The organism is Pseudomonas cedrina subsp. cedrina (genome assembly GCF_001983175.1).
GTDB classification, from domain to species: Bacteria; Pseudomonadota; Gammaproteobacteria; order Pseudomonadales; family Pseudomonadaceae; genus Aquipseudomonas; species Aquipseudomonas cedrina.
Genome location: NZ_MNPW01000010.1, coordinates 154,120 through 176,708 on the forward strand (window position 1 = coordinate 154,120; position 22,589 = coordinate 176,708).

At 61.8% G+C, this 22,589-nt stretch carries 20 protein-coding genes; 11 read left to right on the forward strand and 9 right to left on the reverse strand.

Features of this window, described 5'->3' with window-relative positions:
- Positions 1-4: 4 nt before the first annotated feature.
- From BLL36_RS21090 to BLL36_RS21115, 6 genes are all read left to right on the forward strand, one after another.
- Complete coding sequence (locus BLL36_RS21090; protein ID WP_076953244.1) at positions 5-307, forward strand: sarcosine oxidase subunit delta; 303 nt, start codon at positions 5-7, stop codon at positions 305-307.
- Positions 304-3,321 (forward strand): sarcosine oxidase subunit alpha, encoded by a 3,018-nt coding sequence (locus BLL36_RS21095; RefSeq protein WP_076953245.1) that lies wholly within the window; start codon positions 304-306, stop codon positions 3,319-3,321. Before BLL36_RS21090 ends, BLL36_RS21095 begins: the two co-directional genes overlap by 4 nt.
- A gap of 111 nt (positions 3,322-3,432) precedes the next feature.
- Positions 3,433-4,068 (forward strand): sarcosine oxidase subunit gamma, encoded by a 636-nt coding sequence (locus BLL36_RS21100; protein ID WP_076953246.1) that lies wholly within the window; start codon positions 3,433-3,435, stop codon positions 4,066-4,068.
- Positions 4,069-4,190: 122 nt separating this feature from the next.
- The gene (gene purU / locus BLL36_RS21105) at positions 4,191-5,048 is read left to right on the forward strand and encodes a formyltetrahydrofolate deformylase (RefSeq protein ID WP_076953247.1); all 858 of its coding nucleotides are present in this window, start codon (positions 4,191-4,193) and stop codon (positions 5,046-5,048) included.
- A gap of 191 nt (positions 5,049-5,239) precedes the next feature.
- Entirely contained in the window at positions 5,240-6,439 is a 1,200-nt protein-coding gene (fdhA, locus tag BLL36_RS21110; RefSeq protein WP_076953248.1) for a formaldehyde dehydrogenase, glutathione-independent, read from the forward strand.
- Between the two features lie 381 nt (positions 6,440-6,820).
- On the forward strand, positions 6,821-7,393 hold the full coding sequence (locus tag BLL36_RS21115) for a DUF2780 domain-containing protein (protein WP_076953249.1): 573 nt from the start codon (positions 6,821-6,823) through the stop codon (positions 7,391-7,393).
- On the opposite strand, the gene BLL36_RS21120 is transcribed toward BLL36_RS21115, so the two are convergent.
- A complete protein-coding gene (locus BLL36_RS21120; RefSeq protein WP_076953250.1) occupies positions 7,390-8,277 on the reverse strand; it encodes an acyltransferase in 888 nt (295 codons plus the stop codon). The genes BLL36_RS21115 and BLL36_RS21120 overlap by 4 nt on opposite strands.
- Before the next feature lie 243 nt (positions 8,278-8,520).
- Here BLL36_RS21120 and rloA2 point away from each other — a divergent pair, with 243 nt between their 5' ends.
- Genes rloA2 through creD form a run of 4 tightly spaced genes read left to right on the forward strand, consistent with a single transcriptional unit; the run spans position 8,521 to position 12,563 of the window.
- Entirely contained in the window at positions 8,521-9,021 is a 501-nt protein-coding gene (gene rloA2 / locus BLL36_RS21125) for a retropepsin-like aspartic peptidase RloA2 (protein WP_076953251.1), read from the forward strand.
- A gap of 9 nt (positions 9,022-9,030) precedes the next feature.
- A complete protein-coding gene (gene creB, locus BLL36_RS21130) occupies positions 9,031-9,699 on the forward strand; it encodes a two-component system response regulator CreB (RefSeq protein WP_076953252.1) in 669 nt (222 codons plus the stop codon).
- Positions 9,699-11,138 (forward strand): two-component system sensor histidine kinase CreC, encoded by a 1,440-nt coding sequence (gene creC, locus BLL36_RS21135; protein WP_076953253.1) that lies wholly within the window; start codon positions 9,699-9,701, stop codon positions 11,136-11,138. The genes creB and creC overlap by 1 nt, the downstream gene beginning before the upstream one ends.
- A gap of 51 nt (positions 11,139-11,189) precedes the next feature.
- Entirely contained in the window at positions 11,190-12,563 is a 1,374-nt protein-coding gene (gene creD, locus BLL36_RS21140; protein WP_076953254.1) for a cell envelope integrity protein CreD, read from the forward strand.
- Positions 12,564-12,737: 174 nt separating this feature from the next.
- On the opposite strand, the gene BLL36_RS21145 is transcribed toward creD, so the two are convergent.
- The 8 genes from BLL36_RS21145 to BLL36_RS21180 all read right to left on the reverse strand — a co-directional run bounded on the left by BLL36_RS21145 (position 12,738) and on the right by BLL36_RS21180 (position 21,729).
- Positions 12,738-13,367, reverse strand: coding sequence for a glutathione S-transferase (locus tag BLL36_RS21145; RefSeq protein ID WP_076953255.1), 630 nt, complete (start codon positions 13,365-13,367; stop codon positions 12,738-12,740).
- A gap of 162 nt (positions 13,368-13,529) precedes the next feature.
- On the reverse strand, positions 13,530-13,712 hold the full coding sequence (locus BLL36_RS21150; RefSeq protein WP_076953256.1) for a hypothetical protein: 183 nt from the start codon (positions 13,710-13,712) through the stop codon (positions 13,530-13,532).
- Entirely contained in the window at positions 13,709-14,812 is a 1,104-nt protein-coding gene (locus BLL36_RS21155) for a PepSY-associated TM helix domain-containing protein (protein WP_076953257.1), read from the reverse strand. The genes BLL36_RS21150 and BLL36_RS21155 overlap by 4 nt, the downstream gene beginning before the upstream one ends.
- Before the next feature lie 10 nt (positions 14,813-14,822).
- The gene (locus tag BLL36_RS21160) at positions 14,823-17,255 is read right to left on the reverse strand and encodes a TonB-dependent siderophore receptor (RefSeq protein ID WP_076953258.1); all 2,433 of its coding nucleotides are present in this window, start codon (positions 17,253-17,255) and stop codon (positions 14,823-14,825) included.
- Between the two features lie 207 nt (positions 17,256-17,462).
- Positions 17,463-18,431: a FecR domain-containing protein gene (locus BLL36_RS21165; protein ID WP_076953259.1), complete on the reverse strand. Its 969-nt coding sequence runs from the start codon at positions 18,429-18,431 to the stop codon at positions 17,463-17,465.
- Entirely contained in the window at positions 18,428-18,946 is a 519-nt protein-coding gene (locus BLL36_RS21170) for an RNA polymerase sigma factor (protein ID WP_076953260.1), read from the reverse strand. Before BLL36_RS21170 ends, BLL36_RS21165 begins: the two co-directional genes overlap by 4 nt.
- A gap of 144 nt (positions 18,947-19,090) precedes the next feature.
- Positions 19,091-19,798 (reverse strand): 3'-5' exonuclease, encoded by a 708-nt coding sequence (locus tag BLL36_RS21175; protein WP_076953261.1) that lies wholly within the window; start codon positions 19,796-19,798, stop codon positions 19,091-19,093.
- The gene (locus tag BLL36_RS21180; protein ID WP_076953262.1) at positions 19,795-21,729 is read right to left on the reverse strand and encodes a putative nucleotidyltransferase substrate binding domain-containing protein; all 1,935 of its coding nucleotides are present in this window, start codon (positions 21,727-21,729) and stop codon (positions 19,795-19,797) included. Before BLL36_RS21180 ends, BLL36_RS21175 begins: the two co-directional genes overlap by 4 nt.
- Positions 21,730-21,974: 245 nt before the next feature.
- Here BLL36_RS21180 and BLL36_RS21185 point away from each other — a divergent pair, with 245 nt between their 5' ends.
- Positions 21,975-22,421, forward strand: coding sequence for a response regulator (locus tag BLL36_RS21185; RefSeq protein WP_076953263.1), 447 nt, complete (start codon positions 21,975-21,977; stop codon positions 22,419-22,421).
- The last annotated feature ends 168 nt before the right edge of the window (positions 22,422-22,589 follow it).

Here is a 22,589-nt window from a genome sequence, read left to right on the forward strand (position 1 = left end):
TCCTATGTTGCATATCTTCTGTCCTCACTGCTTTGAGCTGCGCTCCGAAGAGGAATTCCACGCGTCCGGCCAAGCGCACATCCCGCGCCCGCTGGACCCGAATGCTTGCACCGATGCGCAGTGGGGCGACTACATGTTCTTTCGCGACAACCCCCGTGGCCTGCATCATGAACTGTGGATTCACGCCGCCGGTTGCCGCCAGTACTTCAACGCCACCCGCGACACCCTGACCTACGAAATTCTTGAAACCTACAAGATCGGCGAGAAGCCGCAATTCACCGCCAAGGCTTCTGGAGAGAAGGTATGAGCCAGACCAATCGCCTGTCCAATGGTGGCCGCATCGACCGCAATAAAGTCCTGACGTTTACCTTCAACGGCCAGAGCTACAAAGGCTTTGAGGGTGACACCCTGGCCGCAGCCCTGCTGGCCAACGGCGTCGATATCATCGGCCGCAGCTTCAAGTACTCGCGCCCGCGCGGCATCTTTGCCGCCGGTGCCGAAGAACCGAACGCAGTGCTGCAGATCGGCGCCACCGAAGCGACGCAAATCCCTAACGTGCGCGCCACGCAACAAGCGCTGTACCAGGGTTTGGTCGCCACCAGCACCAACGGCTGGCCGAGCGTGAACAACGACATGATGGGCATTCTCGGCAAGGTCGGCGGCAAGCTGATGCCGCCGGGCTTCTACTACAAAACCTTCATGTACCCGCAATCGTTCTGGATGACGTACGAGAAGTACATCCGCAAGGCTGCTGGTTTGGGCCGCTCGCCGACCGAGAACGACCCGGACACCTACGACAACTTCAACCGTCACTGCGACGTGCTGGTGGTCGGCGCAGGCCCAGCCGGCCTGGCGGCTGCACTGGCTGCCGCGCGCAGCGGTGCGCGCGTGATCATCGCTGATGAGCAGGAAGAGTTTGGTGGTTCGCTGCTCGATTCGCGTGAAAGCCTCGACGGCAAACCGGCCGCAGAATGGGTCGCCAGCGTCATTGCAGAATTGAAAGCCCTGCCGGACGTGGTACTGCTGCCCCGCGCCACCGTCAACGGTTACCACGACCATAACTTCCTGACCATTCACGAACGCCTCACCGATCACCTCGGTGACCGTGCGCCCATCGGCGTGGTGCGTCAGCGTATCCACCGTGTGCGCGCCAAGCGTGTGGTGCTGGCGACCGGTGCGTGCGAGCGCCCGCTGGTGTACGGCAACAACGATGTGCCGGGCAACATGCTCGCCGGTGCAGTCTCCACCTACGTGCGCCGCTACGGTGTGGCACCGGGTAAGAAACTGGTGCTGTCGACCAACAACGACCACGCCTATCGCGTTGCGCTGGACTGGCTCGATGCGGGTCTGCAAGTGGTCGCGGTGGCCGATGTGCGCCACAACCCACGCGGCGCCCTGGTTGAAGAAGCCCGCGCCAAAGGCATTCGTATCCTTACCGGCAGCGCCGTGATCGAAGCCCGTGGCACCAAGCGCGTGACCGCTGCGCGTATCGCCGCGATTGACGTCAAGGCGCATAAAGTCACCAGCCCCGGCGAGTGGCTGGACTGCGACCTGGTGGCCAGCTCCGGCGGCTACAGCCCGGTGGTCCACCTGGCTTCGCACCTGGGCGGCAAGCCGACCTGGCGTGAAGACATCCTCGGTTTTGTGCCGGGCGAAGCGCCGCAGAAACGCGTGTGCGTCGGTGGCATCAACGGCGTCTACGGCCTTGGTGATTCCCTGGCCGATGGTTTTGAAGGCGGCGTGCGCGCGGCCAGCGAAGCCGGTTTTGCGCCGGTCGAAGGCACTCTGCCAAAAGCACTCAGCCGTCTGGAAGAACCGACCCTGGGCATTTACCAGGTGCCGCACGACAAACCCACCGCTCGGGCGCCGAAGCAATTCGTCGACCTGCAAAACGATGTGACCGCCGCCGCCATCGAACTCGCCACCCGCGAAGGTTTCGAGTCGGTCGAGCACGTCAAACGCTACACCGCACTGGGCTTCGGCACCGACCAGGGCAAGCTGGGCAACGTCAACGGCCTGGCCATTGCGGCCCGTTCGCTGAACGTGACCATCCCGCAGATGGGCACCACCATGTTCCGCCCGAACTACACGCCGGTCACCTTCGGTGCGATTGCCGGGCGTCACTGCGGGCACATCTTCGAGCCGGTGCGCTACACCGCATTGCAAGCCTGGCACGTAAAGAACGGTGCCGAGTTCGAAGACGTCGGCCAGTGGAAACGCCCTTGGTATTTCCCACGCAACGGTGAAGACCTGCACGCTGCGGTAAAACGCGAATGCCTGGCCGTGCGCGACAGCGTCGGCCTGCTGGATGCGTCCACACTCGGCAAGATCGACATCCAGGGCCCGGACGCGCGTGAGTTCCTCAACCGCATCTACACCAACGCCTGGACCAAGCTCGACGTGGGCAAGGCGCGCTACGGCCTGATGTGCAAGGAAGACGGCATGGTCTTCGACGATGGCGTGACCGCGTGCCTGGCCGACAACCACTTCCTGATGACCACCACCACCGGCGGCGCCGCTCGCGTGCTGCAGTGGCTGGAAATCTACCAGCAGACCGAATGGCCGGACCTCAAGGTGTATTTCACCTCGGTTACCGACCACTGGGCGACCATGACCCTGTCCGGCCCCAACAGCCGCAAGCTGCTGGCGGAAGTCACCGACATCGACCTGGACAAGGACGGCTTCCCGTTCATGACCTGGAAGGAAGGCCTGGTCGGCGGCGTGCCGGCGCGGGTGTTCCGTATTTCGTTCACCGGTGAGCTGTCGTACGAAGTCAACGTGCAGGCCGATTACGCCATGGGCGTGCTGGAACAGATCGTCGAGGCCGGCAAAAAGTACAACCTGACCCCGTACGGCACCGAAACCATGCACGTATTGCGGGCCGAGAAGGGCTTCATCATCGTCGGCCAGGACACCGACGGCTCGATGACCCCGGACGACTTGAACATGGGCTGGTGCGTGGGCCGTACCAAACCGTTCTCGTGGATCGGCTGGCGCGGGATGAACCGTGAAGACTGCGTGCGTGAAGAGCGCAAGCAACTGGTGGGGCTCAAACCGATTGATCCGAACGTGTGGCTGCCGGAAGGCGCGCAGTTGGTGTTCGATCCGAAGCAGACGATTCCGATGAAGATGGTCGGCCATGTCACCTCCAGCTATGCGCACAACTCCCTGGGTTATTCGTTTGCCATGGGTGTGGTGAAGGGCGGCTTGAAGCGCATCGGTGAGCGGGTGTTTTCACCGCAGGCCGATGGCAGCGTGATCGAGGCTGAGATTGTGTCTTCAGTGTTCTTTGACCCGAAAGGTGAGCGGCAGAACATCTGACAGACCGAGGCGCCTGCATCGCAGGCAAGCCAGCTCCCACAAAACATGTGGGAGCCGGGCTTGCCCGCGATGAGGCCAGAACAGTCACCACAGAATTCAGACAGGTGCTTTATGACAGCAGCCAATGTTTACCAACAACGCCCCACCACCGGTGCCAAGGCCGAGTCGTCGCTGCACCATGCCGACCTCGCCAGCCTGGTCGGCAAGGGCCGCAAAAACGCCGGCGTGACCGTGCGCGAAAAGAAACTCCTGGGTCACCTGACCATTCGTGGAAACGGCCATGACGCGGCCTTCGCCGCCGGCGTGCACAAGGCCCTGGGTATCGAGCTTCCCGGCGCCCTGACGGTTATCGTCAACGGCGACACCAGCCTGCAATGGCTCGGTCCGGACGAGTGGTTGTTGATCGTGCCGAGCGGCGAAGAATTCGCCGCCGAGCAAAACCTGCGCGCAGCCCTGGGTGATTTGCATATCCAGATCGTCAACGTCAGCGGCGGCCAGCAGATCCTTGAACTGAGCGGCCCGAACGTGCGCGATGTGCTGATGAAATCCACCAGCTACGACGTGCACCCCAACAACTTCCCGGTGGGCAAGGCGGTGGGCACGGTGTTCGCCAAGTCGCAACTGGTGATCCGCCATACCGCCGAGGACACCTGGGAACTGCTGATTCGTCGCAGTTTCTCGGATTACTGGTGGTTGTGGCTGCAGGATGCCTCGGCCGAGTTTGGCCTGAGCGTCGTCGCACAATGATCGTTCCCACGCTCCGCGTGGGAATGCATCCCGGGACGCTCCGCGTCCCAACAGCGGACGCAGAGCGTCCATGGCGGCATGCCCACGCAGAGCGTGGGAACGATCAGCCTGAGGAGTGACCCATGAGCCGCGCCCCTGATACATGGATTTTGACCGCCGACTGCCCCAGCGTGCTCGGCACGGTGGACGCGGTTACCCGCTACCTGTTCGAGCAGGGTTGCTACGTTACCGAGCACCACTCGTTCGATGATCGCCTTTCGGGCCGGTTTTTCATCCGCGTGGAGTTCCGCCAGCCCGACGGTTTCGACGAGCAGGCTTTCCGCGATGGCCTGGCCACGCGCGGCGAAGCCTTCGGCATGATCTTCGAGCTGACGGCGCCGAACTACCGGCCAAAAGTGGTGATCATGGTCTCCAAGGCCGATCACTGCCTCAACGACCTGCTGTACCGCCAGCGCATCGGGCAACTGTCGATGGACGTGGTTGCGGTGGTGTCCAATCACCCTGATTTGCAGCCGCTGGCCGACTGGCACCAGATTCCCTACTATCATTTTCCATTGGACCCTAACGACAAGCCGTCCCAGGAGCGTCAAGTGTGGCAAGTGGTGGAGGACACCGGCGCGGAACTGGTGATCCTTGCGCGCTACATGCAAGTGCTGTCGCCGGAGCTGTGCCGCAAGCTGGACGGCAAGGCCATCAACATCCACCACTCGTTGCTGCCGGGATTCAAGGGCGCCAAGCCGTATCACCAGGCCTACAACAAGGGTGTGAAACTGGTTGGTGCCACGGCGCATTACATCAATAACGACCTGGATGAAGGGCCGATCATCGCCCAGGGCGTGGAGGTGGTGGATCACAGTCACTATCCCGAGGATTTGATTGCCAAGGGGCGAGATATTGAAGGGCTGACTCTGGCCCGTGCGGTGGGGTATCACATTGAGCGGCGGGTGTTCTTGAATGCCAATAGAACGGTGGTGCTCTGACGGACGCCATCGCAGGCAAGCCAGCTCCCACATTTTGAATGTGTTCACACATCCAAAATGTGGGAGCCGGGCTTGCCCGCGATGAGGCCCCTGCAAACAACACAAGAAACAGCATCTGTACCCGAGCACTTAACGCGCTGCCCACCCAAACGGGCAACGCAGTTCCATAAAAACAACAGCGAGGTGAAAGCATGTCTGGTAATCGTGGTGTCGTGTATCTCGGCAACGGCAAGGTCGAAGTACAGAAAATCGACTATCCCAAAATGCAGGACCCCCGTGGCAGGAAGATCGAGCATGGCGTCATCCTGCGCGTGGTCTCCACCAATATCTGCGGCTCCGACCAACACATGGTGCGCGGCCGTACCACCGCCCAGACCGGCCTGGTGCTCGGTCACGAAATCACCGGTGAAGTGATCGAAATGGGCAGCGGCGTCGAAAACCTGAAAATCGGCGATCTGGTCTCGGTACCGTTCAACGTCGCCTGCGGACTCTGCCGCTCCTGCAAGGAACAACACACCGGTGTGTGCCTGAGCGTCAACCCGGCCCGTCCGGGCGGTGCTTACGGCTACGTCGACATGGGCGATTGGACCGGCGGCCAGGCCGAATATGTGTTGGTGCCTTACGCCGACTTCAACCTGCTCAAACTGCCGGACCGCGATAAGGCCATGGAGAAAATCCGTGACCTGACCTGCCTGTCCGATATCCTGCCCACCGGCTACCACGGCGCCGTCACCGCTGGCGTTGGCCCAGGCAGCACCGTCTATATCGCAGGTGCCGGCCCGGTCGGCCTGGCCGCTGCCGCTTCCGCACGCCTGTTGGGCGCGGCAGTGGTGATCATCGGTGACGTCAACCCGATCCGCCTGGCCCACGCCAAGGCCCAGGGTTTTGAAATCGCCGACCTGTCCACCGACACGCCATTGCACGAACAGATCGCCGCGCTGCTCGGCGAGCCGGAAGTGGACTGCGCCGTCGATGCCGTCGGCTTTGAAGCGCGCGGCCACGGCCACGACGGCGTCAAGGCCGAAGCCCCGGCCACCGTGCTCAACTCGCTGATGGGCGTGGTGCGCGTCGCAGGCAAGATCGGTATTCCTGGCCTCTACGTCACCGAAGATCCAGGTGCCGTCGACGCCGCCGCGAAAATGGGTAGCCTGAGCATCCGCTTTGGTCTGGGCTGGGCCAAATCCCACAGCTTCCACACTGGCCAGACGCCTGTGATGAAGTACAACCGCCAACTAATGCAGGCAATCATGTGGGACCGCATCAACATCGCTGAGATCGTCGGCGTGCAGGTGATCAGCCTGGATGACGCACCACGTGGCTACGGCGAGTTCGATGCGGGTGTGCCGAAGAAGTTTGTGATTGATCCGCATAAGCTGTTCAGCGCGGCGTAAGGCGCAGCGTAAAAAAGGGCGACCCTCGGGTCGCCCTTTTTGCATCTGCCGTTTAAGCCTGCAACCGCCGGCTGATCACGTTCCAGCAAATCGCAACCGTCACGCAGCGCCATCCTCCGGCAATGGCAAGTCTCTCAGCCAACGAACATCAACTGTGGGAGCGGGCTTGCTCGCGAAGGCGGTGTGTCAGACAACAGATCCATAGCTCACTCACCGCTTTCGCGAGCAAGCCCGCTCCCACAGGGATCTTTGCCGTTTGCGGGTTAGCAGGTAGCCAACGCGCCTTGGCAGACGGTTGGGCCTTCCTCGGGCAGCCCGGAACAATGCGCCGGATGCCCAGTCAAACGCCTGCTTTCACCCCTACGTCCAGAGGTTGTTCCAATGAAGATTTCACGCGGTTTCGCCCTTTCCTGCCTGATGACCCTGGCCGCCGGCCCAGTGTTCGCCGCAGGGTTCAGCCTTGGCGACGCGGCCAATGCCATTTCCGGCATGCAAGGGGGTAACAACAAGGCGGCCGCCGCCGCGCCGTCGTCCGAGACGGCCGGCTTGCTCAGCGCACTGACTTCCCAACTCAATATCACCCCCGAACAAGCCGTTGGCGGCACGGGCGCCATGCTGGGCCTGGCCAAGAACAAACTGAGCGGTAACGATTATTCGCAACTGGGCAACAGCGTGCCGGGCCTTGACCAGTTGTCGGGCAATAACGCCTTGGGCAGCCTCGGGGCCTTGAGTGGTTTGCTCGGCCAGACCGGCGGCAGCAAGACCAGCGGCCTGGACGGCCTGCTGGGTAACGTCAAGAACACCAACGACCTGAATACCGCGTTCAGCGCACTGGGCATGGACAGTGGCATGGTCGGCCAGTTTGCCCCGGTGATCCTGCAATACCTGGGCGGCCAGGGCGCCAACAGTTCGTTACTGGGCAAGCTGGCCCAGGCCTGGGGCACCGGCAGCTAAAGAGACTCGGCGCGCAATTGCTCGATGCGCGCGTTCTTCTCCATCCAGAGCTGGTTCACCCAGTTCTGGACTGTTTGGCGAAATACCGGATCGTTCTCGTAATCCCCTTGCCACAGCGCCGGATCCAGCTCGCGGGTGCGGATATCAATGATGACGTTGGGCACCGACCCGCAGATCAAATCCCAGAACCCCGGAATTTTTTGCTGCGGATAGACCACGGTCACGTCAAGCACCGCGTCCAGTTGCTCGCCCAGCGCCGCCAGCACAAACGCCACGCCGCCCGCCTTGGGCTTGAGCAAGCGGCTGAACGGTGAACCCTGCTGGGCCCGCTTGGCTTCGCTGAACCGCGTACCTTCCAGGTAGTTGACCACCGTCACCGGTTGGCGCTTGAACAGCTCGCAGGCTTGCCGGGTGATCTTCAAATCCTGCCCGGCCAGTTCCGGGTGCTTGGCCAGGAAGGCCTTGGTGTAGCGCTTCATGAACGGATAGTCCAGCGCCCACCAGGCCAGGCCCAGGAACGGCACCCAGATCAGCTCTTTTTTCAGGAAGAATTTGAAGAACGGCGTGCGTCGGTTGAACGCCTGGATCAGCGCCGGGATATCCATCCAGGACTGATGGTTACTGATCACCAGGTAGCTGGTGTCACTGCGTAAATCGTCACCGCCGCGAATGTCCCATTGGGTGGGGATGCACAGCGCAAAAATCAGCTTGTCGATCTCGGCCCAGGTTTCGGCGATCCACATCACCGCCCATGACATGTAGTCGCGGTAGCGCCCGGGAGCCACCAGCTTGAGCAGGGCGAACACCGTCAACGGGCCGATGAGGACCAGGGTGTTGAGCAAGAGCAGCAATGAGACAAAACAGCCGGTGAGCAGGCGGCGCATAAGTAACTCTTGGAATTCTGTGGGCGGGTCATGATAAGCAGCTTGAGTCCAGAGGCCAAATCCCGATTCGCCGGACGAATGTGATCGTTCCCACGCTCTGCGTGGAAATGCAGCCCCGGACGCTCTGCGTCTGCTGTTAAAGTCGTGACGCAGAGCGTGGGCACGATCAATGCTGGTGTGAGCTAACTAAGCGCTGTGTTTGCGGTCTAGAATCCGCCTACTTCTTTTCGAGGAAATCACGTCGTGAAACTGCTATTTGCCTCGCTCGCCCTGGTTGCCTTGCCCGTCATGGCCGCCGAACCGACCCTTTACGGTCGCTACGAATACATCCAGTTGCCGGAGATCGGCGAAACCTTCAAGGCCAAGATGGACACCGGCGCGTTGACGGCTTCGCTGTCGGCCCGCGACATCGAAACCTTCACCCGTGACGGCGACGACTGGGTGCGTTTCCGCCTCGGCGGCAAGGGCGCTACCGACAAAGTCTACGAACACAAGGTTTCGCGTATCAGCAAGATCAAGAGTCGCTCCGACGAGGACGACGACAAGGACGAAGCCAGCGTGGCCAAGCGCCCGGTCATCGACCTGGAAATGTGCCTGGGCAAGGTCAAGCGCACCGTCGAGGTCAACCTCACCGACCGCAGCAGCTTCAACTACCCGTTGCTGATCGGCGCCAAGGCCCTGCGTGAATTCGACGCTGCGGTAAACCCGGCCCGTCGCTACACTGCCGACAAACCGGACTGCTGACGGACCCACATGCCGCATATCCTGATTGTCGAAGACGAAGCGGCGATAGCCGACACGCTGATATTCGCCCTGCAAGGCGAGGGCTTTACCACCACCTGGCTGACACTCGGCCAGGCGGCGCTGGAGCATCAGCGCCAGACCCCGGCCGACCTGATCATCCTCGACATCGGCTTGCCGGACATCACGGGCTTTGAAACCTGCAAGCAACTGCGCCGGTTCAGCGAAGTGCCGGTGATGTTCCTCAGCGCGCGCGATGGCGAGATCGACCGCGTGGTGGGGCTGGAGATCGGCGCCGACGATTACGTGGTCAAGCCCTTCAGCCCCCGGGAAGTCACCGCGCGGGTCAGGGCGATCCTCAAACGAATTGGCCCAAGTGCTGCGCCCATCGTGTTCCAGGTCGACCTGGAACGCATGCAGATTACTTATCGCGGCCAGCCGTTGAGCCTCACGCGTCATGAGTTCCGCCTGCTGCAAAGCCTGCTGGAGCAACCCGAGCGCGTGTTCAGCCGCGAGCAACTGCTGGACGCGGTCGGTGTGCCGGCCGATGCCGGCTATGAGCGCAATATCGACAGCCATATCAAAAGCCTGCGCGGCAAATTGCGCAACGTGGCCGCCGACGCCGAGCCGATCCAGACCCATCGCGGCCTCGGCTACAGCTACAGCCCGAGCCACGGCTGATGCGCCTGGGGCTGCGGATTTTCCTGGTGTATGCGCTGTTTATCGGCCTCACCGGCTACTTTGTGCTCAGCACCGTGATGAAGGAAATCCGCCCCGGCGTGCGCCAGTCCACCGAAGAAACCCTGGTGGACACCGCCAACCTGCTGGCCGAGATCCTGCGCGACGATGTCAAAAACGGCACGCTCGGCCAGAGCCACTGGCCGGAGGTGCTCAAGGCTTACGGCAATCGTCAGCCGGGGGCGACTATCTGGGGGCTGCCGAAGAACCAGGTCAACCACCGTATCTATGTCACCGACGCCAAGGGCACCGTATTGCTCGACTCCACGGGCACGGCGGTGGGGCAGGATTATTCCAAGTGGAACGACGTGTACCTGACCCTGCGCGGTGAGTACGGCGCGCGTTCTTCGCGCAACGAACTGGATGATCCCACCTCGTCGGTGATGCACGTCGGCGCGCCGATCCGCGACAACGGGCAGATCATCGGCGTGGTCACCGTGGCCAAGCCGAACAGCTCATTGCAACCCTATGTCGACCGCACCGAGCGCCGCCTGCTGTGGTACGGCGCCGGCCTGGTGATTCTCGGCCTGTTGCTCGGCGCGCTGCTGTCCTGGTGGCTGAGCGTTGCGCTACGCCGGTTGACGGCGTACGCCGAGGCGGTCAGCGAAGGTCGGCGCGCCGAGCTGCCGTATTACCGGGGCGGCGAGCTCAAGCAGTTGTCCACCGCCGTGGAACACATGCGCACGCAGTTGGAAGGCAAAGCCTACGTCGAGCATTACGTGCATACCCTGACCCACGAACTGAAAAGCCCGTTGGCCGCGATACGCGGCGCGGCGGAGCTGTTGCAGGGCGACATGAGCCGCGAACAACAGCAGCGCTTTGTCGGCAACATCGACAGCGAGAGCGCGCGCCTGCAGCAGTTGATCGAACGCCTGCTGAACCTGGCGCAGGTCGAGCAACGCCAGGGGCTGGAGCAGCAGGCCAGTATCCCGTTGGCGGCCATGGTCGACGAAGTGCTCAAGGCCCAATGCGCACGCATCGAGGGCGCCGGCTTGCAGGTCGAGCAGACGATTGCGGCGGGTGTGAAGGTGTATGGCGAACCCTTCCTGCTGCGTCAGGCCCTGGGCAACCTGCTGGACAATGCCCTGGACTTCACCCCACCCGGCGGCCTGTTGAAGTTCAGCGCGCAGGTGCGCCACAACGATGTGCAGGTGAGCCTGTTCAACCAGGCCGCACCGATTCCCGACTACGCGTTGCCGCGCCTGAGCGAACGTTTCTATTCGCTGCCGCGCCCGGCCAGCGGGCGCAAAAGTACCGGGCTGGGCCTCAACTTTGTCGAGGAAGTGATGAAACTGCACGGCGGCGCGTTGCAGATCGGCAACGTGCCCGGTGGCGTGCAAGCGGTGCTGCATCTCCACACAGTCTCCACATTGCCCACATAAATCTCCCACACGGGCTGCCCAGACTCTCCCCATCAAAACAGGGAGAGACCCATGAACCGCAGCCTGCTTTTTAAACTTGGCGCGATTGCGCTGCTGATTCTGCTGTTGCTGATTCCGTTGCTGATGATCAACGGCATCATCGCCGACCGTCAGTTCACGCGCGACAACGTGCTGGAAGACATCGCCCGCAGTTCCAGTCACAGCCAGCGCCTCACCGGCCCGGTGATGGTGGTGCCGTTTCGCAAGACCGTGCGCGAGTGGAAGCTCAACGAAAAACTCAACAAGCGCTACGAAGTCACCCGTGAGGAGCGGGGTCGTCTGTATTTCCTGCCGGACCGTTTCGAGCTCGACGGCAAGGTGCAAACGGAGCTGCGTGCGCGGGGCATCTACCAGGCGCGGCTATTCCATGCCGACAACCGCATCAGCGGGCGTTTCGAACTGCCTGCGCAGTTGGGCATTACCGAGAACTTTGCCGATTACCGCTTCGAACCGGCGTTCCTGGCGGTGGGCATCAGCGATATCCGTGGCATCGAAAACGCATTGAAGCTTGAGTTCGGCGGCCAGCAATTGGAATTCGAACCGGGCTCCCAGGTGGACTGGCTGGGTGAGGGCGTGCATGTGATGCTGCCGGAACAGGACAGTAAAAAACCCAACGCCGTGGCGTTTGCCTTTGACCTGCGCCTGCAAGGCACCGAGCAACTGCAAGTGGTGCCGGTGGGCAAGACCAGCCAGGTGTCGCTCGCCTCCAACTGGCCGCACCCCAGCTTCATCGGCAACTTCCTGCCGGCACAACGCGAGGTTACCGACAAAGGCTTTAGCGCCAACTGGCAGACCTCATTCTTTTCCACCAACCTGGAGCAAGCCCTGCAAACCTGCCTGGACGGCCAGGGCTGTGACGACTTCAACAACCGCAGCTTCGGCGTGAACTTCATCGACCCGGTGGACCAGTACCTCAAGAGCGAGCGTGCGATCAAATACGCGCTGCTGTTCATCGCCCTGACCTTTGCTGGCTTCTTCCTTTTCGAAGTGCTCAAGAGCCTGGCGGTGCACCCGATCCAATACGCTTTGGTGGGTTTTGCGCTGGCGTTCTTCTACCTGCTGTTGTTGTCGTTGTCCGAGCACATTGGCTTCGCCATGGCCTACCTCATCTCTGCCAGTGCCTGCGTGATGTTGATTGGTTTCTACGTGTGCCATGTGCTGCGTAGCGTTGCCCACGGCCTGGGCTTTTCGGCGGGGTTGGCGGCGCTGTATGGCTTGTTGTACGGCCTGTTGAGTGCCGAAGACTACGCGCTGCTGATGGGCTCGTTGTTGCTGTTCGGCCTGTTGGGCACGGTGATGGTACTGACGCGCAAACTGGACTGGTACGGCGTGGGCAAGGGCAAGACGGCCGAGCCGCTGCAGTTTGACCTGGAGGCGGTGCAATGATCGGGTTGCGCGAGGATCAGCAGATGAAGGCGAGGATGATCGACTTCCTCAACCACGCCGCCGAACACTGTGGGAGCTGGCTTGCCTGCGATGGCGGCGTGTCATCCAGCACATCTTTTTCTGACCCACCGCTATCGCAGGCAAGCCAGCTCCCACACTGGACCGTGGTGGAGGTTAGACCGGCGGCTGCGTCTGCTGCATCGAAGGCCGTTGGCTGACCTCGGCGTACCACTGGGCAAGCTTGGGATTTTCCGACCGCCAGTGCATGTCCGGATGGCGGAAATCCAGATAACCCAGGGCACACGCCACGCTGATGGCGGCGATGTCGAAGTGGCTGGCCAATTCGGCGATGGCGTGCGCTTCCAGTTCCGCGAGGGTGCGGCGGATTTTGTTTCGTTGCTCATCGAGCCATTGGTCCCAGTGCTTTTCCAGCGGACGCAGGGCGGTCTCGTAGCGCACCAGCACGGCGGCGTCCATGATGCCGTCGGCCATCGAGGCCAGGGTCAGGCGGCGCCAGCGGGCCGAGCCGTCACGGGGGATCAGCGGGTTGCCGACGTGCTGGTGGTCGAAGTAGTCGAGGATTACGCGGCTATCATGCAGCACAGTGCCGTCGGCCAGGCGCAGGGCCGGGATCTTGCCCACGGGATTGCCTTGTACCAGTTGCGCATCCGGGTTGACCGGGGTCGGCATGCAGCCGTGCAGCGTCACGCGGTCCTGCTGGCCGGTTTCAGCCAGCAGCACGCGAACCTTGCGAACGAAGGGGGAAGCGGGGTTGTGGAACAGGGTCATGCTGGGCGCGGACATGGGCATTCCTCAAGATGGGCAGTGGCTAGCCTAGAGGGTTGCAGGGGGGCTGGCGAGGGGCATTTTTGTTGTTTTTGAGGACGCTATCGCAGGCAAGCCAGCTCCCACATTTGACGGTGTTCACATCACCCTGTGGGAGCTGGCTTGCCTGCGATGAGGCCTTCAGCCGCGCCGCTTGAACAACGCCCAAGTACCAATGGCAGCGGGAATACCCAACCCCACCCAACTGAGCGAATCCCACACCCCATCCCCGAGCAGCGCCGCAAACAACCCCGCAGCGCTGAGCAGGCCAATGCCCAGCGGCACGCCGAATACCTTCCAGAAACTCGACTGGCGCGGCTTCATGCCTTGCCCGCCTTGCGCCGCACGATCCACAAATAAATCCCGCTCACCAGCACGATGATCGTCAGCACATCCAGCACTGCCCAGAGGATTTTCATCGGCATGCCGCCGTAGTCGCCAAAATGCAGCGGCTGGGACATGCCCATGGCGTCCATGTACCACGGCCGTTCGCCGATGGCGGTGACCGCCAGGGTGCTGGCGTCGATCAGCACCGGCGTGAGCAAGTGCGAGGTAAGTTGGGTGCTGCCCTTCATGAATACGGCGTAATGGTGCTCACTGGAAAAGCGCGTGCCGGGGAAGGCGATGAAGTCCGCTTGCATGCCGGGCGCGGCCTTGGCGGCAATCGTCAGCAAATCGCTGGCCGGCGCCCGTTGGGTCAGTGGCGGCGCGTTTTTGTAGGGTTCGATCATGGCGCTGAGGCTGTCCTGGCGCCAGGCGTCGATGATCAGGTCGGCGCACGCACTGATCACGCCGGTGACGCCGACCACCAGCGCCCAGGTCAGCGTGACCACGCCGATCAGGTTATGCAGGTCGAGCCAGCGCAGGCGGGTGGATTTGTCGTGGCGTACGGTGGCGAACGTCAAGCGGCGCATGAACGGCAGGTACAGCACCGTGCCCGAGATGATCGCCACTACAAACAGAACCCCCATGAATGCCAGCAGCCATTTGCCCGGCAGGCCGGCGAACATGTCCACATGCAAGCGCAGCAGGAACAAGGTGAACCCACCGTTGGCCGCCGGGGTTTCCACGGCATCACCTGTGCGCGCGTCGAGCATGAAGGTGTGCGACAAATTGGGTTCGGTGCCGGCGGTGGCGGCCATGATGGCGGTCACACCGTTCGCATCGTCTTCGTCCCAGGCCAGGTACTGCATGGCTTCGCCGGGGCGATGGGCCTGGGCCTTGGCCACCAGTTGCTCCAGGTTGAGCCGCGGCGTATCGGCGGGCATTTGCGCCAGCTCAGGCTCATTGCCCAGCAGGTGATCGATCTCGTGGTGAAACACCAGCGGCAGGCCGGTGAGGGCGAGCAGCAGCAGGAACACCGTACAGATCAGGCTGGTCCAGGTGTGGATAAAGGACCAGCGGCGGATGGTTTTGCTTTTCATTTTCCAGCGCTTACCACTGGTAGGTGGCGCTGGCGACTACGCTGCGTTGGTCGCCGAAGTAGCAGTAGGAGCCGTCACAGGTGGAAATGTAATCCTTGTTGAACAGGTTGGTGGCGTTGAGTTTTACCGATGCGCCTTTGAGGCTATTGTCGATGCGCCCGAGGTCGTAATGCACCGCCCCGTCGAATACGGTGTAGGCGTTGGCTTTACCCAACCAAGTGTTGCCTTGGTCGCCGTAAGTGTTACCGGTGTAGCGGGCGCCGAAGCCGATGCCGAAGCCGTCCAGCGGGCCAGTATGCCAGGTGTAGTCCGTCCACAACGATGCTTGCTGGTTGGGCATCAGTTGCAGGCGGTTGCCTTTAAAGTCGCCTTTCTGCACTTCGGACTTCGCAAGGGTGTACGCCGCAATGACCTTGAGGTTTTCGGTCACATCAGACACGGCTTCCAGCTCCAGACCTTTGACTTTTACTTCTCCGGTCTGATCGGTGACCGGCGTGCCGCTCGTTCCGGTGCTGGTGACCAGTACGTTTTTCTGGGTCAGGCTATAGACCGCCGCACTCAGCAAGGTATTGGAACCGGGTGGTTGATACTTGATCCCCAGTTCCCATTGTTTGCCTTCGGTGGGTTTGTATGACTTCACCGGGTCGGCACTGGCGTTGCTCGCCGGCTGGAAGGATTCGGCGTAGGACAGGTATGGCACGAAGCCCGAGTCGAATACATAGCTGATTGCCGCGTTGCCGCTGAAGTTCTTGTTGCGGTCGGTGTTGGTGGCATCCTGTTTGTTGAAGTACGTGGTGCCCTGATGCACCCAGTCTTCACGGCCACCCAAGGTCAGGCGCCAGTTATCGAGGGCCATCTGGTCTTGTGCATAGAGCCCGGTCTGCACGGTTTTCTGGTTGTAGTCATAGAACGCAGCGGAGCGCGCTGGGCGCACCACCGGCGTGGTATTGACCGGATTGAAAATGTTGACGCGTCCGGCACCGCCGAATATTGACAGGTACGAGGTGTCTGTCCGCTGGTGGTCCAGGCCCAGCAACAGCGTGTGGGTAACGTCGCCAGTGGCAAAGTCAGCCTGGAAATTGTTATCCACCGCGAACTGTCCGATATCCTCGTCAACATTGGTCGAGAGGCGGTCCATGTTGCCCGCGGCATCCACGGGAGCGAAGGCATAGGAGCCCACGGTCAGTTGCTGGAACGACAACTCCGACTTGGTATAACGCAGGTTCTGTTTGAACTGCCAGGTATCGTTGAAGCGGTGCTCGAAGGCATAGCCCAACGCATAGTAAGTGCGATCGTAGAACTCGTAGTCCGGGTCGCCCAGGTTTTTATGATGTGAGACGTCACCCAGCGGTGATTTGATCTTGGTGCCCACAATCGGCAAGAACTGACTGGTAGCCCCCGTATCATCACGCGTGAACTGCGAGAGGACGGTCAGCTTGGTATCCGGGTCAATATTCCAAGTCAGGCTCGGCGCAATGTTGTAGCGCTTGTTGTCAATGTGATCGACCTGGGTGCCGGCATCGCGCACCACACCGCTGAGGCCATATAGGAACTGGCCTTCATCATCGATCTTGCCGGTGCTGGCGAAGTTGATCTGGCGGTAGTTGTCGCTGCCGTATTGCACCTGGATGGCATGGCTGGACTCTTCGCTGGGACGGCGGCTGACCATGTCCAGCAGACCGCCGGGCGGGGTCTGGCCATACACCGACGAAGCCGGGCCACGCAGCAGGGCGAGGCGGTCAAGGTTCCAGGTTTCGGCTTTCGGGTTGGCGTACACGCCGCGTGGCAATGGCAGGCCATCGAGGAACTGGGTCGGTTCGAAGCCGCGCACGCGCATCCAGTCGTAGCGGGTGTCGCTGCCATAGCTCGCGGATACGATGCCGGGCATGTATTTAACCGCGTCATCCAGGTTCTGCACGTTGCGGTCCTGCATCTGCGCGCGGGTGGCGACAGAGATCGAACGCGGCGCTTCGACCAGGGCGGTGTCGGTCTTGGTGCCGGCGGCGGTGCGCGTGGCCAGGTAGCCTTGCACCGGGCCCCAGGCGGTTTCCTGGCTGCCGTCCTGGCCGGTGATGTTGGTCACCGGCAGCGCCATCACGCCCTCCGGGACCGCCACCAACGTATAGGTCCCCGCACTGCTCTGCTCCAACTGCAACCCCGTCCCACGCAGCGCTTCACGCAGTGCACCCGGCGCGTCGAACTGGCCCTGGACCGGCGCCGAGGTCTTGCCTGCGGCAAGCGCCGGGCTGAGGGTCAGCGCGAGGCCGCCCTGGCTGGCGATCTGGTTCAGGGTGGTGGCCAGGGGCGCTGCCGGCAGGTTGTACGCACGCACGCTGGAGGCCTGCTCGGCGGCGATCAGCAATGGGCTGGCGAGCGGTGCGCTGAGGGCAATGGCCACGGCTAACAGGCTGGGGCGCAACAAGGTGTCTAGCGTGCGGGACATAGGGCGGCTCCTGAATGGAAATATTTCTCAATTGCCTAGGTGCCGAACGAGAATCGAAAAGTGATAGGGCTGGGTGAAAATATTTTTTCTGAGGTGGTCTTCAGGGCGCCATCGCAGGCAAGCCAGCTCCCACATTACGATTTGTGAACCCAGTCAAATGTGGGAGCTGGCTTGCCTGCGATAGCAATCGCCCAGGCACCGCCAAATCTAAGGCTTACCCTTCACCGTCACCCACCACGGCGTGCGCTGCTCAATCTGCACCGCCAACGTAGGCAGCAGCGCATTCAACGCCAGGGTGGTGTCGTGCAGCGGGAAGCTGCCGGTGATGCGCAGGTCTGCTACGGCCTTGTCCACACCCAGGTAACCGCTGCGGTAGCGGCTGAGCTCCGCGACCACATCGCCCAGGCGGGCGTTGTCCACCACCAGCATGCCGCGGGTCCAGGCGTCGGTGGCGGGGGTGACGGCAAGCGCAGGGCCGAGGCCGTCGCTGCGCATCAGCACTTGCTGGCCGGCCTTGAAGATCTGTTCCTGGTGCAGCGCCTCGGGCTGGGCGGCGACGGCCGATTGCAGCACGCTCAAGCGCGTGGCGTCGTCTTCGCGCTTGACGATAAACCGCGTGCCTAGCGCGCGCAGGCTGCCGTCGCGGGTCTGCACATAGAACGGGCGCGTATCGTTGTGGCCGGTTTCGACCAGGATTTCGCCTTCCTGCAACACGATCAGTCGACGTTTTTCATCAAAGCGCACATCGATTGCACTGTGGGTGTTGAGGTTGACCAGGGTACCGTCCGCCAGTTTCAGCGTGCGCTGCTCGCCGGTGGCGGTGCGCTGGTCGGCCAGCCAGTAATGGATCGGCACATAGCGCTCGCCGGCAAACAACGCCAGGCCAATGACCAGTGCGATGCTCGCCAGGCCGCTGCCCAGCTTGCGCACCCGCTGGCGAATACCCTGGCGCGACTGCAGCAGCGCCGCCCGCGCCGGGCCTGAAGCGGCGCTGAAACGCTGGTCGAGCATGCCCAGTTGGCGCCAGGCGCGCGCATGCTCCTCATGGCTGGCGAGCCATTTGGCGAATTCTTCGCGCTCAACCAGGCTGCCGTCGCCCGAATCAAGGGACAGTTGCCAGGCAATCGCGGCATCCAGTACGCGGGCCGAGACCGGCTTGGAACTGATCATCGTCACTGCGGCTCGCCATACAGGGCGATGTAGCACTGGCGAATGCCCTGGGCCAGGTATTGACGCACGCGCGGCACGGACACGCCCAGATGCTGGGCGATCTGCGCATGGCCCATGCCATCGAGGCGGTTGTAGAGGAAGGCGGCGCGGGCCTTACTCGACAACTTGCCGAGCAGGCGGTCGATGGCCTTGAGGTCTTCGAGGATCAGCTGTTGCTGTTCAGGAGAAGGGTGTTCACTTTCCGGGATCAGCATCAGTTCGGTGAGGTAGGCCTGTTCCAGGGCGGCGCGACGGAAATAGTCGAACAACAGGCCCTTGGCGATGGCCACCAGAAACGCCCGGGGTTCGCGGGGTTCGCGTAGCTCGTCACGGCCCAGCAGGCGCATGAAGGTGTCCTGGCTCAAGTCTTCGGCGCGACTCGGGCAGGCTACGTTTCGCCGAAGCCAGGCCAATAGCCAGCCACGATGATCGCGATACAACGCGCCAACGAGCTCACTGTGTGGGTTCTGGACCGACGACAAGGCATCACCGAATAAACAAGAGGTTTAAACTAACGAGAATTATTCGCGATTGTGTCAGAGGCGTGCAGTGGGCGCAATTGGCGTCTGTCGGGAGATCGTTCCCACGCTCTGCGTGGGAATGCATCCCGTGACGCTCTGCGTCGGCTAGAGAGAGGGCGCCTGTCTGCGCCGTTTCCATTGGCTCAAACGCTCTTGCAGCGCCTGTGGCGAGTCGATGTGCTGCTGGCGCGCGCGGCTCAACAGGATCAGCATCAGTTCCGCCGTGGCCAGGGCATCGGCGCTGGCGTGATGGCGCTCGCCCACGTGCAGGTTGAAGTGGTTGACCCAATCGTCCAGCCCAGCCTCGCGCAAAGGCACATCGGGACACAGCAGCGGGGCGATCTCGGCAACATCGAGAAACGTATGCGTCAGGCGGTAACCCAGGCTGTCCTTGAGCGCCCGGCACAACATGTGTTGATCGAACGGCGCGTGAAACGCGAGCAACGGGCTGTCGCCGACGAACTCCATGAAGTCCAGCAGCGCCTCCACCGGGTCGCTGCCGGCCGCAATCGCACTGGGGCCGAGGCCGTGGATCAATACGCTGGGGCTGAGTTTGGTTTCGGCGCGTTGCAGGGTGCGCTCGAAGAGTTGGGAGAAATCCACCGCGCCGTCTTCGATCACCACCGCGCCAATGGACAGCACTTGGTCACGGTTGAGGTTCAGCCCGCTGGTTTCCAGGTCCAGCACGACCCAACGCTGGTCGCGCAAGCAGCCGTCACCCAGGGTGATGGGCTTGCGCAGTTGCTCCATGCGCTTGAGTTGTGCGCTGTCGAGCCCAGGCTTTTTCGTACGCAGCCAACTGAACAGGCTCACAGCTGATACCGTAATGTCAGGCTGCTTTGCAGGCGTTGAGCCTGACGCAGGGATTCACGCAGGATGCGCCGGTCCAAATGGTTGAGGCTGTCGGGGTCGACGCGGTTGGAATACGGCTGGTTCTCGCGGGTTTGCCGTTGGTGCTGTTGCATGCGGGTTTGCTGGATAAAGTGGTACGCCTCTTCATACGCGGCGCCGTCCAACGGTTCGATGACTTCCTTGACCACCAGTTGGCGCAGGCGCTCCAGGGTGTTGTTGGCGTGGATGCCATTGGCCAGGGCCAACAGGCGTGCGCCGTCGACAAACGGCGTAAGGCCTTGGACCTTGAGGTCGAGGGTGGCCTTTTCGCCGCCCTTGCGTGTCAGCACAAACTCGCGGAAACGCCCCACGGGCGGGCGCTGGCGCAGCGCGTTTTGCGCCAGCATGCGCTGGAACAGCCGGTTATCCGCCACTTGATCAAGGATGCCCTGGCGCAGTTGTTCGCAGCCACGTTCATCGCCCCACACCACGCGCAAGTCGAAATAAATGCTGGAGCCCAGCAGATTCTCCGGCGTCGCCTCACGAATGAATGCCGCAAACCGCCGCGCCCATTCGGCCCGCGACAAACACAATTGCGGGTTGCCGGCCATGATATCGCCCTTGCACAGGCTGAAACCGCACAGCGCCAGGCTCTGGTTGATCTGCTGCGCCAGCGGCAACAGCAGGCCACGCATGGCCTCTGCTTCGCCCGCGTCCTTGGCGTCAAACAGGATGCCGTTGTCCTGGTCGGTGTACAGCGTCTGCTCGCGGCGGCCTTCGCTGCCAAAGCACAGCCAACTGAACGGCACGCCGGGGTCGCCTTTTTCGGCGAGGGTCAATTCGATCACCCGGCACACGGTGTGATCGTTGAGCAGGGTAATGATGTGGGTGATCTGGGTGGAGGACGCACCGTGGGCCAGCATGCGCTCCACCAGTTGGCCGATCTCGCCGCGTATCGCCACCAGGTTGTCCACCCGCGGCGCGTTACGGATGGTACGCGCCAGGTGCACCAGGTCGACACGCTGCAGGGAAAACAGGTCGCGCTCAGACACCACGCCACACAGGCGCTGGTCCTTGACCAGGCACACATGGGCGATATGCCGTTCGGTCATGGCGATGGCGGCGTCGAAGGCGCTGTGGTCCGGTGTCAGGAAGAACGGAGCCTGGGTCATATGACCTTCAATGCCTTGGCTGAAGTCGTCGGTGCCATCGGCCACCACTTGCCGTAAGTCGCGCAGGGTGAAAATCCCCAGCGGCGCCTTGTGCTCATCGACAATCACAATGCTGCCGACCTGCTGTTCATGCATCAGCGTCACCGCTTCGCGCAGCGGCGTGGCCGGGCTGCACGTCACCGGGTGGCGCATGGCCAATTCGCCCAGACGTGTGTTCAGGGAATACTGGGTACCGAGGGTTTCCACGGCTTTTTGCTGAACTTGCTGATTGACCTGGTCCAGCAAGCTGCTGACACCACGCAGGGCGAAGTCGCGGAACGGGCTGGAAAGCGCGAACAGCTTGATAAAGGCCGGTTTGTTCAGTTGCAGGCAGAAGGTGTCTTCGGCGGCCTTGTGCTCGGTGCGCGTCGCCCGTTCACCCAGCAAGGCCGCGAGGGGAAAGCATTCGCCGGTGGTGATTTCAAAGGTGGTTTCGGCTGCTTCCTGGTGCAACCCGGGCCGCTCACCGACGACCCGGCCTTGCTTGACGATATAAAAGTGTTCAACCGGCCCGCCCGACGGCTTGAGGATGCTGTCACCGGGACCATAGAAGCGCAACTGGCACTGTTCCACCAGAAACGCCAGGTGGGCGTTTTCCATCTGGTTGAAGGGCGGGAAGCGCTGCAGGAACTGCAGGGTGCCGTGGATGTTCTGCAACACAGCAGTTTTCCCCGCCTGGGCGAAGGCATCAGCTTTACTCATAACAGTGGCCGCATTTTTTTGTCGTTATCGTCCCTCATGGTCGGCCCCCGCGCGGCGGGTGCCCATTGGACGTAAGTCTAGGTCGATACAAAAGGCACGCACCTAAGGAAAAACCTTACACGACTATCGTCCGAACCCCGTATAACGCCCACTAGGCAAACTTTCCGACGAAGTGCACATTGATCGCCCTTGCGCAGATGTCTGACGAGTGTGCTGGAAGAGTGAATAGAACTGTTGAGAAGCGTATGTCCGACCACGATATTTTGAGCGATGCCGAGCGCGAGGCGCTGAGCGCCGTGATGCTGGAGCCAGATCTACCGCCACAACGCGTGTTGATTGTTGACGACGACAAGGATGCGCGTGAACTGCTGGCGGAGATCCTGGGGCTGGACGGTATTCGCTGCATGACCGCCGACAGTGGCGAGGCGGCGTGGAATTTGTTGAAATCCAGCAGCTCCATCGGTTTGCTGATCACTGACCTGCGCATGGCCCCCAGCAATGGCCTGGAGCTGATCCGCCAGGTGCGTGAGTCCACCCGCGCAGCGCTGCCGATCATCATCATGTCCGGGGACGCGGAAGCGCCGGATGTGATCGATGCGATGCATTTGAGCGTGGTGGATTTTTTGCTCAAGCCCATTGATAGCGTGAAGTTGGCGAAGTTGGTGAAGCGGGAGTTGGGGATGGATTCCTGAATTTTGGGGTGACTGAACTGACGTCATCGCAGGCAAGCCAGCTCCCACATATGAATGTATTCACACATCAAACTGTGGGAGCTGGCTTGCCTGCGATGAGGCCATCAGGGCATACCTGAATCTTCCCAGATGAAAAAAGCCCCGATCTTGCGATCAGGGCTTTTTCAT